This is a genomic window from Citrobacter sp. Cpo089 (assembly GCF_030332695.1).
GTDB classification, from domain to species: domain Bacteria; phylum Pseudomonadota; class Gammaproteobacteria; order Enterobacterales; family Enterobacteriaceae; genus Citrobacter; species Citrobacter portucalensis.
In genome coordinates, this window is record NZ_JAOWHJ010000002.1 from 66,141 (window position 1) to 79,761 (window position 13,621).

General features: G+C 54.9%; 13 protein-coding genes. 11 read left to right on the plus strand and 2 right to left on the minus strand.

Features of this window, described 5'->3' with window-relative positions:
- Positions 1–155 precede the first annotated feature (155 nt).
- Positions 156–1,685, plus strand: a complete 1,530-nt coding sequence (gene nuoM / locus OGX92_RS00705; RefSeq protein ID WP_003027692.1) for an NADH-quinone oxidoreductase subunit M — start codon at positions 156–158, stop codon at positions 1,683–1,685.
- Positions 1,686–1,691: 6 nt separating this feature from the next.
- Positions 1,692–3,149: an NADH-quinone oxidoreductase subunit NuoN gene (gene nuoN / locus OGX92_RS00710; protein ID WP_003027689.1), complete on the plus strand. Its 1,458-nt coding sequence runs from the start codon at positions 1,692–1,694 to the stop codon at positions 3,147–3,149.
- A 58-nt stretch (positions 3,150–3,207) separates the two neighbouring features.
- Here nuoN and OGX92_RS00715 read toward each other — a convergent pair whose 3' ends face one another.
- Positions 3,208–4,212, minus strand: a complete 1,005-nt coding sequence (locus OGX92_RS00715) for a chemotaxis protein (RefSeq protein WP_003834740.1) — start codon at positions 4,210–4,212, stop codon at positions 3,208–3,210.
- 64 nt (positions 4,213–4,276) lie between these two features.
- Positions 4,277–5,194 (minus strand): ribonuclease BN, encoded by a 918-nt coding sequence (gene rbn, locus OGX92_RS00720; protein ID WP_200921353.1) that lies wholly within the window; start codon positions 5,192–5,194, stop codon positions 4,277–4,279.
- Between the two features lie 66 nt (positions 5,195–5,260).
- Here rbn and OGX92_RS00725 point away from each other — a divergent pair, with 66 nt between their 5' ends.
- The 9 genes from OGX92_RS00725 to pmrD all read left to right on the plus strand — a co-directional run bounded on the left by OGX92_RS00725 (position 5,261) and on the right by pmrD (position 13,621).
- Positions 5,261–5,722 (plus strand): GNAT family N-acetyltransferase, encoded by a 462-nt coding sequence (locus OGX92_RS00725; RefSeq protein ID WP_008785342.1) that lies wholly within the window; start codon positions 5,261–5,263, stop codon positions 5,720–5,722.
- 63 nt (positions 5,723–5,785) lie between these two features.
- The gene (elaB, locus tag OGX92_RS00730; protein WP_003027683.1) at positions 5,786–6,091 is read left to right on the plus strand and encodes a stress response protein ElaB; all 306 of its coding nucleotides are present in this window, start codon (positions 5,786–5,788) and stop codon (positions 6,089–6,091) included.
- Positions 6,092–6,195: 104 nt separating this feature from the next.
- Complete coding sequence (gene menF / locus OGX92_RS00735; RefSeq protein ID WP_057066387.1) at positions 6,196–7,494, plus strand: isochorismate synthase MenF; 1,299 nt, start codon at positions 6,196–6,198, stop codon at positions 7,492–7,494.
- An 87-nt stretch (positions 7,495–7,581) separates the two neighbouring features.
- On the plus strand, positions 7,582–9,252 hold the full coding sequence (menD, locus tag OGX92_RS00740) for a 2-succinyl-5-enolpyruvyl-6-hydroxy-3-cyclohexene-1-carboxylic-acid synthase (RefSeq protein WP_286586118.1): 1,671 nt from the start codon (positions 7,582–7,584) through the stop codon (positions 9,250–9,252).
- The gene (gene menH, locus OGX92_RS00745) at positions 9,249–10,007 is read left to right on the plus strand and encodes a 2-succinyl-6-hydroxy-2,4-cyclohexadiene-1-carboxylate synthase (RefSeq protein ID WP_286586119.1); all 759 of its coding nucleotides are present in this window, start codon (positions 9,249–9,251) and stop codon (positions 10,005–10,007) included. The genes menD and menH overlap by 4 nt, the downstream gene beginning before the upstream one ends.
- Before the next feature lie 14 nt (positions 10,008–10,021).
- Entirely contained in the window at positions 10,022–10,879 is an 858-nt protein-coding gene (gene menB, locus OGX92_RS00750; protein WP_003027671.1) for a 1,4-dihydroxy-2-naphthoyl-CoA synthase, read from the plus strand.
- Positions 10,879–11,841: an o-succinylbenzoate synthase gene (gene menC / locus OGX92_RS00755; protein WP_286586120.1), complete on the plus strand. Its 963-nt coding sequence runs from the start codon at positions 10,879–10,881 to the stop codon at positions 11,839–11,841. The genes menB and menC overlap by 1 nt, the downstream gene beginning before the upstream one ends.
- Complete coding sequence (gene menE / locus OGX92_RS00760) at positions 11,838–13,262, plus strand: o-succinylbenzoate--CoA ligase (protein ID WP_063940554.1); 1,425 nt, start codon at positions 11,838–11,840, stop codon at positions 13,260–13,262. Before menC ends, menE begins: the two co-directional genes overlap by 4 nt.
- Before the next feature lie 95 nt (positions 13,263–13,357).
- Entirely contained in the window at positions 13,358–13,621 is a 264-nt protein-coding gene (gene pmrD / locus OGX92_RS00765) for a signal transduction protein PmrD (protein WP_286586121.1), read from the plus strand.

Here is a 13,621-nt window from a genome sequence, read left to right on the forward strand (position 1 = left end):
GATGTACAGGCGTCATCGGCGAAGTCAGACCGGAGACCGCCAGCGCAGAGCAACCGGAGCGTACTGAAGTACGTGAGGATTGCGAGCACTGCCGGGATTTGGGCTGACGAGTGAGATAGCCTGAGCAGGAGTAAATATAAGGGACATACTTAGCTATGTTATTACCCTGGTTGATATTAATTCCCTTTATCGGTGGCTTCCTGTGCTGGCAGACCGAACGCTTTGGCGTGAAGGTGCCGCGCTGGATCGCGCTGATTACTATGGGATTGACGCTGGCGCTTGGCCTGCAACTGTGGTTGCAGGGCGGCTATTCACTGACGCAATCCGCTGGCATTCCGCAGTGGCAGTCTGAATTTGTCCTGCCGTGGATCCCACGTTTTGGCATCTCTATTCATCTGGCTATCGACGGTCTGTCGCTGCTGATGGTTGTGCTGACCGGTCTGCTCGGTGTTCTGGCGGTACTTTGCTCCTGGAATGAAATCGAAAAATACCAGGGCTTCTTCCATCTGAACCTGATGTGGATCTTAGGCGGCGTGATCGGCGTGTTCCTTGCCATCGACATGTTCCTGTTCTTCTTCTTCTGGGAAATGATGCTGGTGCCGATGTACTTCCTGATCGCGTTGTGGGGGCATAAAGCCTCTGACGGTAAAACGCGTATCACGGCGGCGACCAAGTTCTTCATTTATACCCAGGCGAGTGGTCTGGTGATGTTGATTGCCATCCTGGCGCTGGTGTTTGTGCACTATAAAGCGACCGGTGTGTGGACCTTCAACTATGAAGAGCTGCTGAATACCCCGATGTCCCACGGTGTGGAATATCTGCTGATGCTGGGCTTCTTCATCGCCTTCGCGGTGAAAATGCCGGTGGTTCCGCTGCACGGCTGGTTGCCGGATGCGCACTCCCAGGCGCCGACGGCAGGTTCCGTTGACCTGGCGGGGATCTTGCTGAAAACCGCGGCTTACGGTCTGCTGCGCTTCTCTCTGCCGCTGTTCCCGAACGCGTCGGCGGAGTTTGCACCTATCGCAATGTGGCTGGGCGTTATCGGTATCTTCTATGGCGCGTGGATGGCCTTTAATCAGTACGATATCAAACGTCTGATCGCTTACACCTCCGTATCGCACATGGGCTTCGTACTGATTGCTATCTACACCGGCAGCCAGCTGGCGTACCAGGGCGCTGTTATCCAGATGATTGCGCACGGTCTGTCCGCAGCCGGTCTGTTCATTCTGTGTGGTCAGCTGTACGAACGTCTGCACACGCGTGATATGCGTATGATGGGCGGCCTGTGGGGCAAAATGAAATGGTTGCCTGCGCTGTCGATGTTCTTCGCAGTGTGTACGCTGGGTATGCCGGGTACAGGTAACTTCGTTGGCGAATTTATGATTCTGTTCGGCAGCTACCAGGTGGTTCCGGTCATTACCGTGATCTCGACTTTTGGTCTGGTGTTTGCCTCTGTTTACTCGCTGGCGATGCTGCATCGCGCTTACTTCGGTAAAGCGAAGAGCCAGATTGCCAGTGTTGAACTGCCAGGGATGTCGCTGCGTGAGCTGTTTATCATCCTGTTGCTGGTCGTGCTTCTGGTACTGCTTGGCTTCTATCCGCAGCCGATTCTGGATACCTCGCATTCTGCGATGAGCAACATCCAGCAGTGGTTTGTTAATTCCGTTACTACTACAAGGCCGTAAATCGCCATGACAATAACTCCACAACACCTGATTGCGCTGCTACCGCTGCTGATCGTCGGCTTGACGGTGGTGGTTGTGATGCTCTCCATTGCGTGGCGACGCAATCACTTCCTCAATGCCACGCTGTCGGTCATTGGGCTTAACGCCGCGCTGGTTTCGCTCTGGTTTGTTGGCCAGGCGGGCGCCATGGACGTCACCCCGCTGATGCGGGTTGACGGTTTCGCCATGCTCTACACCGGGCTGGTGCTACTGGCGAGTCTTGCCACCTGTACCTTCGCTTACCCGTGGCTGGAAGGCTACGATGACAACCGGGAAGAGTTCTACCTGTTGGTGCTGATTGCCGCACTTGGCGGTATTCTGCTGGCTAACGCTAACCATCTGGCGGCGCTGTTCCTTGGTATTGAGCTGATCTCTCTGCCGCTGTTTGGTCTGGTTGGCTATGCGTTCCGTCAGAAACGTTCGCTGGAAGCCAGTATCAAATACACCATTCTGTCTGCCGCAGCGTCTTCCTTCCTGCTGTTCGGTATGGCGCTGGTGTACGCGCAGTCTGGAAATCTGTCGTTTGTTGCACTCGGTAAGAGCCTCGGCGACGGCATGCTGCACGAACCGCTGCTGCTGGCTGGCTTCGGTCTGATGATTGTTGGCCTCGGCTTTAAACTCTCGCTGGTTCCGTTCCACCTGTGGACCCCAGACGTATACCAGGGTGCTCCTGCTCCGGTTTCCACCTTCCTGGCGACGGCGAGCAAAATCGCTATCTTCGGCGTGGTGATGCGTCTGTTCCTGTACGCCCCGGTAGGGGATAGCGAAGCGGTACGTATCGTACTGGGCGTAATTGCCTTTGCTTCCATCATCTTCGGTAACCTGATGGCGCTGAGCCAGACCAATATTAAACGTCTGCTCGGTTACTCTTCTATCTCTCACCTCGGTTACCTGCTGGTGGCGCTGATTGCTCTGCAGAGCGGCGAGATGTCGATGGAAGCGGTTGGCGTTTACCTGGCCGGTTACCTGTTCAGCAGCCTCGGCGCGTTCGGTGTGGTCAGCCTGATGTCCAGCCCGTACCGCGGCCCGGATGCGGACTCTCTGTTCTCCTACCGTGGTCTGTTCTGGCATCGTCCGATCCTCGCGGCAGTGATGACGGTGATGATGCTGTCTCTGGCAGGTATCCCGATGACGCTGGGCTTTATCGGTAAGTTCTACGTACTGGCCGTCGGTGTGCAGGCTAACCTGTGGTGGCTGGTTGCCGCTGTGGTGGTCGGTTCCGCGATTGGTTTGTACTACTACCTGCGCGTTGCCGTGAGCCTGTACCTGAGCGCACCGCAACAGCTGAACCGTGATGCGCCGTCTAACTGGCAGTACAGCGCGGGCGGTATCGTAGTGCTGATTTCTGCCCTGCTGGTTCTGGTGCTGGGTATTTACCCACAACCGCTGATCAGCATTGTGCAGTTAGCGACTCCGCTGATGTAAACGAAATGCAGAAACGAAAAAACCCGCCTTGGCGGGTTTTTTTATGCGTGAAATACGGTCAGTTTAATAGCTGACGGCTCACCAGCGGACCGCTGATGCCTTTCGCTGTGCGATCCATCACTTCCTGGATCACTGAAGAAAGCTCATTGACTTCGAATTTGGCCACGTAGCCATCCGCTTTTACTCGGCGAACGTGATCTTCGTTCGCGCTACCGGAAAGCGAAGAGTGGATAACGACCGGGATTTTCTTCAGACGTTCATCGGTTTTTATCTTACGGGTAAGCGTAAAACCGTCCATCTCCGGCATTTCGAGATCGGTGAGCACCAGGGCGATCTTCTCACTGATTGGCTTGCCCTCCGCCTGCGCTTCTGCGGAAAGCTGCTGTATTTTTTCCCACGCATCCTGACCTGTTACATGCATCAGATGCGGGATCTCCATGGCGTTAAGCCCTTTTTCCAGCATGGCGCGGGCCACTTTGGAATCATCAGCCACAATCGCCACCGCACCCGGCGTGATGTTGAATTTATTGGTTTTAAGATCGGTTGCGCGCAGGTCGTGGTTCGCTGGTACGATGTCGTACAGGATCTGCTCAACGTCGAGCACCAACGCCAGGTTGTTGGTCTCTTTGTTGTCGTCCAGGCAAGCGATACTGGTGATATAGCGACCATTAACGGCTTTCTCGGCGGTATGCACCTGTTGCCAGTCCAGGCGCATAATGTTTTCCACTGACTCCACAGCAAACGCCTGGACGCTGCGGGCATATTCTGTGATCAACAGGATGTTGAGTCCGGTCTCTGGCTTACAGCCCGCAACGGCGGGCAGGTCAATCACCGGGATCACCTGATCGCGAATATTAACCATACCCAGTAACGGGGCCTTCATACCCGCCGGACGCGTAAAGGTCGGCATCGGCACGATTTCACGTAGCTTGAATACGTTGATGCCAAACAGCTCTGATTTCTGCTCCTCAACAGATTTGCCGAGGCGAAACAGCAGCAGTTCAAAACGGTTAGACAGGGTTAGGTTTGTCCTGTCATCAATATCTTTCTGGAAATTGTTCATCCTGTCCTCAGTGTGAAAGCCAGCCTTTCCACTGTTATCGGCACTGAGGCGGAAAAATAGAGCGTTAAACGCTGAAAATGGCGAAATCGTGAGCCAGTGCCGTGTCTGGAAATATTGTTTTGCACTCTGCGAGTAAGCGCTGGCAGCCTTTTTCATCGTAGCGTGAGCTAACGTGGGTCATTATCAGACGTCCCACTCCGGCATCCAGCGCCAGCTGTGCGGTTTGTCGGGTTGAGCTGTGCCCGCGACTGTTTGCTTTTTCCTCCATTGACGCGTCCAGCGTGGTTTCGTGTACCATGACATCTACACCTCGAGCCAGTTCAATGGCGGATGCGCAGGGTCCTGTGTCACCGAAAATAGCGACTGATTTTCCTCTGGTGGGCGGGGAAAGATAATCGGCACCGTTAATCGCTCGACCATCCTCCAGCACGATGGTTTTTCCGGCTTTCAAATCCTGAAACCACGGGCCCGCTTTAACGCCTGCCGCCTTCAGGGCATTGGCGTCAAGCGCACCCGGTTTGTCGTGCTCTTGAATGCGAAAACCGTAGCATTCCAGCGGATGCGCCAGCGGGTACGCCGTTACTTTTCGCAGGCCGTCATCCACAATCTCACCCGCGGTAATTTCCACAATATCCAGCGGATAATCGGTCCAGGAGCCGCTCAGACGCAATGCGGTTTCGGTAAACTCTCGCAACCCTTTTGGCCCGTAGAGCGTCAGAGGCTGGACATTGCCGGCCATTGAGCGACTGCACAGTAGCCCCGGTAAACCAAACAGGTGATCGCCGTGCAGATGGCTGATAAAAATACGATCGAGTTTTCCTGGATTGAAAGGCGTGGTGAGCATCTGATGCTGCGTCCCTTCGCCGCAATCAAAAAGCCACAGCCCCGCCTGAGTCGGGTGTTGCAGATTCAGTAAAATTGCCGTTACATTGCGTGAGCGCGTGGGGACTCCCGCAGACGTGCCTAAAAATAGTAATTCCATCTTTGCGTTACACTTTCGCCATCAATAAGGCAGGGTGTTCAGGTTATCACAACATAGGGGCAGACAATGATTCACTGGCAAGATCTCCACCATGCAAAGCTGAGTACCCAACAACTGTACGCACTACTTCAGCTACGATGCGCGGTGTTTGTAGTTGAGCAACAGTGTCCGTACCAGGATGTGGATGGCGATGACCTGGCCGGAGAGAATCGGCATATTCTGGGCTGGCATAACGATGAGCTGGTGGCGTATGCGAGGATTCTGAAAAGCGATGACGAGCTGGAGCCGGTAGTGATTGGTCGGGTGATTGTAAGCGAAGCGCTGCGTGGTGAAAAACTGGGGCAACAGCTAATGGCCCAGACGCTGGCATCCTGCGCGCAACACTGGCCACACAAGGCGTTGTATCTGGGCGCGCAGGCGCATCTGCAATCGTTCTATGCGCGCTTTGGCTTTGTTCCAGTGACGGATATCTATGACGAAGATGGTATTCCACACGTCGGAATGGCGCGGGAAGCACATCAGGCGTAAACAGGCGCAATCAGTCCAGGTTGTCTATAGTTAGCGGGTACGTCAATAGAAAGGGAGAATATAATGTCTTTTCATTCTTATGAATCACGTATCGATGATGATCTGGAATTATTAAGCGAAACGCTGGAAGAGGTGCTGCGTTCTTCTGGCGACCCAGCAGATCAAAAATACCTTGAGTTAAAAGCGCGGGCAGAGCGGGCGTTAGAAGAGGTGAGAAATCGCGTCAGCCATGCTTCTGATAGCTACTATTACCGTGCGAAAAAAGCCGTTTGTCGGGCGGATGACTATGTGCACGAAAAACCCTGGCGCGGAATCGGCGTTGGCGCCACAGTCGGTTTAGTGATGGGATTATTGTTAGCGCGGCGATAAATTCCGTTCTGTCATCGCATTTGTACGTACTCCCTAACTGGGGGTACTGCTTTTTCTGCTCAGTACCCCGTATAATGAGAGGTTTTTAACAGGGAGAGGTCCGCGTGCATTCAATCACTACTGCGCTGGAAAGTCTGATGCGTCATTTATCGCAAGAGATGCCAGCAGCACCTGGAATTCGTATTTACGATATACCTTTCCCACTGAATGATGCGTTTGACGCTTTAGGATGGCTGGCCAGTCAACCCGTCTGGCCCCAGTTTTACTGGCAGCAGCGTAACGGCGATGAAGAAGCCGCCGTATTAGGGGCCGTCGCCGCATTTTCCTCGCTGGAATCAGCCCAGCAATTTTTACATCAGCATGATAATCATCCCGACCTGCGCATCTGGGGCCTGAATGCCTTTGAGCCTCAGCGTGGCAATTTACTGCTGCCGCGGCTGGAGTGGCGACGTTGCGCCGGAGTGGCGAGCTTACGCTTACATCTCTATAGCGACGTGTCGCTACGTGAAGACGCTGCACAAGCGATCGCCTTCATCTCATCGCTTGCTCCCGTAAAACCGCTCCCTGCATTGCGTTTGAATTTGACGGGAGAACAGCACTGGCCGGAGAAAGCTGGCTGGATAGACCTGATAAAACTCGCTACTCAAACGATCGCAGGAGAAGACCTCGATAAGGTCGTGCTGGCGCGGGCGACCGATTTACAGTTTTCTCAGTCGGTTAATGCCGCTGCCGTGATGGCTTCCAGCCGTCGCTTAAATCTGAACTGCTACCATTTCTTTATGGCATTCTCCGCCGACACCGCTTTTCTTGGCTCTTCTCCTGAACGTCTGTATCGACGACGTGATACGGCGCTGCGCACCGAGGCGCTGGCCGGAACTGTGGCCAATCACCCTGAGGATCATCGGGCCTGGCAATTGGGCGACTGGCTAATGAAAGATGACAAAAACCAGCGCGAGAATATGCTGGTGGTCGAAGATATTTGCCAGCGGCTACAAGGCTGTACGCAAACTCTCGATGTGCTGCCACCGCAGGTGCTCAGGCTGCGTAAAGTGCAGCACCTGCGCCGTTGCATCTGGACGGAACTGAATCAGGCCGACGATACGCTTTGCCTGATGCAGCTCCAGCCAACGGCGGCCGTTGCCGGTATTCCGCGTGAGCTGGCGCGTGAGTTCATCCAACAAAATGAACCCTTTGAACGCGAGTGGTATGCCGGTTCAGCGGGTTATCTTTCTTTGCGCCAAAGCGAGTTTTGTGTGTCATTGCGTTCGGCGAAAATTAGCGCAAACGTGGTACGCCTGTATGCCGGGGCAGGGATTGTACGTGGCTCAGATCCTGAGCAGGAATGGCAAGAAATAGACAATAAAGCGGCAGGGTTACGTACTTTATTACAGATGGAAGGATAGTGATTTCGTGTATATTTCCGATTCATATCAAAAATCCATTTATTCGATTCTCTATACTGTGTCGCAATATTGATACCGGACAATCTCATGTCAGTAAGCGCATTTAACCGACGCTGGGCGGCGGTCATTCTGGAAGCACTCACTCGCCACGGCGTCAGGCATGTCTGCATTGCCCCTGGCTCTCGTTCTACACCGTTGACGCTGGCGGCAGCGGAAAACCCCGCATTCATCCACCACACCCATTTTGACGAGCGCGGTCTTGGGCATCTGGCTTTAGGTCTGGCAAAAGTCAGCCGGCAGCCTGTCGCCGTGATTGTGACGTCCGGTACCGCGGTGGCGAATTTATATCCCGCGTTGATTGAAGCGGGCCTGACCGGTGAAAAACTGATTTTACTTACGGCAGACCGACCGCCAGAGCTTATCGACTGTGGCGCGAACCAGGCGATTCGTCAGGCCGGAATGTTTGCCTCGCATCCATCGCAAACGCTCTCTTTACCGCGTCCGACTCAGGACATTCCGGCAAGCTGGCTGGTGTCCACTATTGATAATGCGTTAGCTGCCCTGCATAGCGGGGCGGTTCATATCAATTGCCCGTTTGCGGAACCGCTGTATGGCGATATGGACGAAACGGGGATTGCCTGGCAGCAGCGCCTCGGCGACTGGTGGCAGGACGATAAACCCTGGCTGCGAGAAGCGCGTCGGCTGGAAAGCGACAAACAGCGCGACTGGTTTTTCTGGCGACAAAAACGCGGCGTAGTCATTGCCGGTCGCATGAGCGCGGAAGAAGGTAAGAAGGTTGCGCAGTGGGCGCAGACATTAGGCTGGCCGCTGATTGGCGATGTTCTGTCGCAAACCGGACAACCGCTGCCGTGCGCCGACCTGTGGCTGGGAAATGCGAAAGCTGTAGCTGAATTGCAGCAGGCGCAGATTGTGGTGCAGCTTGGTAGCAGCCTGACCGGAAAACGTCTGCTGCAATGGCAGGCCAGCTGCGATCCGCAGGAATACTGGATTGTCGATAATATCGAAGGCCGCCTCGATCCGGCCCATCATCGCGGCCGCAGGTTGGTAGCGAAAGTTGGCGACTGGCTGGAGCTACATCCGGCGGAGAAACGTCAGCCCTGGTGTATTGAGATCCCTCGTCTGGCGCAACAGGCCTGGCAGGCGGTAGAAGCCCGTCGCGAGGCGTTTGGTGAAGCGCAACTAGCCCACCGTATCCGCGACTACTTGCCGGAGCAGGGCCAGCTGTTCGTGGGTAACAGTCTGGTGGTGCGCCTGATTGATGCGCTGTCGCAGCTTCCGGCTGGTTACCCGGTCTATAGCAACCGTGGCGCGAGCGGTATTGACGGCCTGCTGTCAACGGCAGCTGGTGTACAGCGTGCCAGCGCGAAATCGACGCTGGCGATTGTTGGCGATTTATCTGCATTGTATGACCTGAATGCGCTGGCGTTATTGCGCCAGGTTTCTGCACCGTTTGTCCTGATAGTGGTCAATAATAACGGCGGGCAGATTTTTTCCCTGCTGCCGACGCCAGCCAGCGAACGCGAACGGTTCTATCTGATGCCGCAGAACGTACATTTCGAGCATGCTGCCGCCATGTTTAACCTTAAATACCAGCGCCCGGAAAACTGGGAGCAGCTGGAGAGCGCGTTGACTACCGCGTGGCGTACACCTGCGGCCACGGTGATTGAGCTGGTGGTGAACGAAACTGACGGGGCGCAAACCTTGCAGCAACTGCTGGCGAAGGTAAGTCACCTATGATCCTGCATGCGCAGGCGAAAGAGGGGCAGACGGGGTTTCCCTGGCTGGTTTTCCTGCACGGTTTCTCTGGTGATTGCCAGGAATGGCAGACGGTCGGCGAAGCGTTTCAGGATTATTCGCGGCTATACATCGACCTGCCGGGACACGGTGGCTCCGCTGACATCAGCGTGAGCGGGTTCGATGATGTCAGCGTTTTGCTGCGTAATACTCTACTTAGTTACAACATACTTAACTACTGGCTGGTGGGATACTCTCTTGGCAGCAGAGTCGCGATGATGGCGGCCAGTCAGGAGATGCCAGGGCTTTGTGGTCTGGTGGTTGAGGGTGGACATCCCGGCTTGCAAAGCGAAGAAGCGCGCGTTCAGCGTCGTCTCTCGGATGGCCGCTGGGCTGCGCGTTTTCGCGCAGAGCCGCTACGTGAGGTGTTTAATGACTGGTATCAACAGCCCGTTTTTTCCTCGCTGAACGCGGCACAAAGAGAGGCGCTGGTCGCTCTGCGTAGCCAGAATAATGGGCAAACGCTGGCGGCAATGCTGGAGGCCACCTCGCTTGCCGTACAACCTGATTTACGTGCGCAACTCACGATGCGCACATTTCCGTTTTATTATTTATGTGGTGAACGTGACGATAAATTCCGCGCTCTGGCGGCGGAAATATCAGTACCAAACCATGTGATTCGTAATGCCGGACACAACGCGCATCGGGACAACCCCGCGGGCGTAGTGGACTGTCTGGCTCAGATTCTGCGTCGCTGACTATAGGACATTTTATGATCTATCCTGATGAAACAATGCTTTACGCACCGGTAGAATGGCACGATTGCTCTGAAGGCTATACCGACATTCTTTACGAGAAATCCACCGATGGTATCGCAAAAATCACCATTAATCGTCCGCAGGTACGCAATGCTTTCCGTCCGGTCACCGTGAAAGAGATGATCCAGGCGCTGGCGGATGCTCGCTATGATGACAACATCGGCGTCATTATTCTGACTGGTGCTGGCGACAAAGCGTTCTGCGCAGGCGGCGATCAGAAAGTGCGTGGTGACTACGGCGGATACCAGGATGACTCCGGTGTGCATCACCTGAACGTACTGGACTTCCAGCGCCAGATTCGTACCTGTCCGAAACCGGTAGTAGCGATGGTTGCAGGTTTCTCCATTGGCGGTGGCCATGTACTGCACATGATGTGTGACCTGACCATTGCGGCTGAAAACGCTATTTTCGGTCAGACCGGCCCGAAAGTCGGTTCCTTTGACGGCGGTTGGGGCGCTTCCTACATGGCGCGCATCGTCGGTCAGAAGAAAGCGCGTGAAATTTGGTTCCTTTGCCGTCAGTACGATGCGAAACAGGCGCTGGATATGGGTCTGGTCAACACCGTGGTTCCGCTGGCGGATCTGGAAAAAGAGACCGTACGCTGGTGCCGTGAAATGCTGCAAAACAGCCCAATGGCGCTGCGCTGCCTGAAAGCCGCACTGAACGCCGACTGTGATGGTCAGGCTGGTCTGCAGGAGCTGGCAGGTAACGCCACTATGCTGTTCTACATGACGGAAGAAGGTCAGGAAGGCCGTAACGCCTTTAACCAAAAACGTCAGCCTGATTTCAGCAAATTCAAACGGAATCCGTAATGCGTAGCGCGCAGGTATACCGCTGGCAGATCCCCATGGACGCGGGGGTGATTCTGCGCGACAGGCGGTTAAAAACGCGTGACGGGTTGTACGTTTGTCTTCGTGACGGTGAGAGCGAAGGGTGGGGAGAGATCTCCCCGCTGCCGGGCTTCAGTCAGGAAAGCTGGGAAGAGGCGCAAACCGAGCTGCTGGCCTGGGTGAAAGGCTGGCTGCAAGGGGATGACTCCTTACCGCAACTGCCTTCGGTCGCCTTTGGCGTAAGCTGTGCGCTGGCCGAACTGACTGGCGTATTGCCACAGGACGCGGACTATCGTGCTGCGCCGCTGTGCACGGGCGATCCTGACGATCTGGTGCTACAACTGGCGGATATGCCGGGCGAAAAAGTGGCGAAGATCAAGGTCGGTCTGTATGAAGCGGTCCGCGACGGCATGGTAGCCAATCTGCTGCTTGAGGCGATCCCGGAGCTGCATTTGCGACTTGACGCCAACCGGGCCTGGACGCCGTTGAAAGCTCAGCAGTTCGCGAAATACGTTAATCCGGAGTATCGCGGACGCATTGCCTTCCTCGAAGAACCGTGCAAAACCCGCGACGACTCCCGTGCCTTCGCGCGTGAAACCGGCATTGCCATCGCCTGGGATGAAAGCCTGCGTGAAGCGGATTTCACCTTCGAAGCCGAAGAAGGCGTCAAGGCCGTTGTTATCAAACCTACGCTGACCGGCAGTCTCGATAAAGTCCGTGAACAGGTGGCTGCGGCACATGCGCTTGGTCTTACTGCCGTTATCAGTTCGTCAATCGAGTCGAGTCTGGGCTTAACCCAGCTGGCGCGAATTGCCGCATGGTTAACGCCGCAGACCATTCCGGGTCTGGATACCCTGAGCCTGATGCAGTGCCAGCAGGTTCGCACCTGGCCGGGTAGCACGTTGCCGTGTATCGACGTTGATGCGCTGGAACGTCCGCTATGACCCAGCAGGAAAGGTCCGATAGCGTGAGCTTATCGGGCTTGGTACAACCGGGTGACTGGCCGTGGCGTCACTGGCGACAGGTTCGTGCGAAGGTGCCAGCCTTACGCCTCAACGATGAGGTATTAAGCTGGAGCGATCTCTGCACACGTGTAGATCAGCTGGCCTGCGGTTTTGCCGCTCAGGGCGTGGAAGAGGGCGATGGTGTTCTGCTTCGCGCGTGGAATCATCCGCGCGCTTTGCTGGCCTGGCTCGCGCTGCTGCAATGTGGGGCACGAGTTTTACCTGTGAACCCACAGTTGCCTCAGCCGCTGCTTGATGCGCTGATCCCGGACTTAACGCTACGTTTTGCGCTGGATCTGGAGGCCGCTATCGCACTTCCGGAACTCAGCCCGTTGCAGATGCAGCCATTGCCAGGCGATCACGCCGCAGCGTGGTTGCCTGAACGTTTGAGCACGATGACGTTAACTTCAGGTTCTACCGGATTGCCAAAAGCGGCTGTTCATACCTGTCAGGCGCATCTGGCAAGCGCGCAGGGCGTCCTGTCATTAATGCCGTTTGGTGCTGAGGATGACTGGCTGCTCTCGCTGCCGCTGTTTCATGTTTCCGGCCAGGGTATTTTGTGGCGCTGGTTGTTCGCCGGAGCGCGAATGACCGTGCGCGACAAGCAGCCGCTGGAGCAAATGCTGGCTGGATGTACCCACGCTTCACTGGTGCCCACGCAGCTGTGGCGCTTGCTGGTCAACAACACGCCAGTCACGCTCAAAGCGGTACTGCTGGGTGGCGCTGCAATTCCTGTTGAATTGACGGAGCAAGCGCGCGAGCAAGGGATTCGTTGCTGGTGCGGTTACGGATTAACGGAGTTTGCTTCTACGGTCTGTGCGAAAGAGGCGGATGGTCTGGCAGATGTGGGTTCCCCTCTGGCAGGCAGAGAAGTCAGAATCGTTGATGATGAAGTCTGGTTACGGGCTGCCAGCATGGCGCAAGGTTACTGGCGTAACGGACAGCTTATTCCTTTAGTGAACGCGGAAGGCTGGTTTGCAACCCGCGATCGCGGCATGCTAAAGGACGGCAAGTTAACGATTGTCGGTCGTATGGATAATCTGTTTTTTAGCGGCGGGGAAGGTATACAGCCGGAAGAAGTGGAACGCGTGATTGCAGCGCATCCGCATGTTCTACAAGCCTTTATTGTGCCGATAGAAGACAAAGAGTTTGGCCATCGCCCGGTGGCGGTCATTGAGTATGACGCTAATGCTGGAGAAACTAATCTCGCAGTGTGGGTAAAAGATAAGCTGGCCCGCTTTCAGCAGCCGGTATGTTGGCTAACATTGCCGCCCGAGCTCAAAGCTGGAGGAATTAAAATTTCGCGCCGTGCGTTATTGGATTGGGTAAGTACTTCATCATTAACATTAAGAAAACATTAATAGTATTTCTCGTTTTTGTCATTCAGCAGCGATTGTCCTTTTGTTTATCTGCTAAAGTGTAACCTATTGTGAAATTTATTAACAAAAGGTGCGCTATGGAATGGCATGTGAAGAAGTCTTGCTGTCACAAAAAAGCAGGGAGGCTCTATATCGTACTTTGCGATAGCGGTGGTTCGCTAAAGATGCTTGCTGAGGCGCAATCTTCCGAGCGGGTTAAGCCCGGCGATCTCCTTTCACCGCTGAAGGATGCACAGTATTGTATTAACCGCGATAAATCCCGGGTCATTAAGGTAATTGATGCCAGACAGTACATCTGTGATGAATGGGAACGTCTGTTACGACAGTCTGAAGATAAGTAA

Bases quoted from the DNA above. Each gene is read 5' to 3' on its own strand.
- nuoM (WP_003027692.1), top strand. From the start codon at position 156: ATGTTATTACCCTGGTTGATATTAATTCCCTTTATCGGTGGCTTCCTG.
- nuoN (WP_003027689.1), top strand. From the start codon at position 1,692: ATGACAATAACTCCACAACACCTGATTGCGCTGCTACCGCTGCTGATC.
- OGX92_RS00715 (WP_003834740.1), bottom strand. From the start codon at position 4,212: ATGAACAATTTCCAGAAAGATATTGATGACAGGACAAACCTAACCCTG.
- rbn (WP_200921353.1), bottom strand. From the start codon at position 5,194: ATGGAATTACTATTTTTAGGCACGTCTGCGGGAGTCCCCACGCGCTCA.
- OGX92_RS00725 (WP_008785342.1), top strand. From the start codon at position 5,261: ATGATTCACTGGCAAGATCTCCACCATGCAAAGCTGAGTACCCAACAA.
- elaB (WP_003027683.1), top strand. From the start codon at position 5,786: ATGTCTTTTCATTCTTATGAATCACGTATCGATGATGATCTGGAATTA.
- menD (WP_286586118.1), top strand. From the start codon at position 7,582: ATGTCAGTAAGCGCATTTAACCGACGCTGGGCGGCGGTCATTCTGGAA.
- menH (WP_286586119.1), top strand. From the start codon at position 9,249: ATGATCCTGCATGCGCAGGCGAAAGAGGGGCAGACGGGGTTTCCCTGG.
- menB (WP_003027671.1), top strand. From the start codon at position 10,022: ATGATCTATCCTGATGAAACAATGCTTTACGCACCGGTAGAATGGCAC.
- menC (WP_286586120.1), top strand. From the start codon at position 10,879: ATGCGTAGCGCGCAGGTATACCGCTGGCAGATCCCCATGGACGCGGGG.
- menE (WP_063940554.1), top strand. From the start codon at position 11,838: ATGACCCAGCAGGAAAGGTCCGATAGCGTGAGCTTATCGGGCTTGGTA.
- pmrD (WP_286586121.1), top strand. From the start codon at position 13,358: ATGGAATGGCATGTGAAGAAGTCTTGCTGTCACAAAAAAGCAGGGAGG.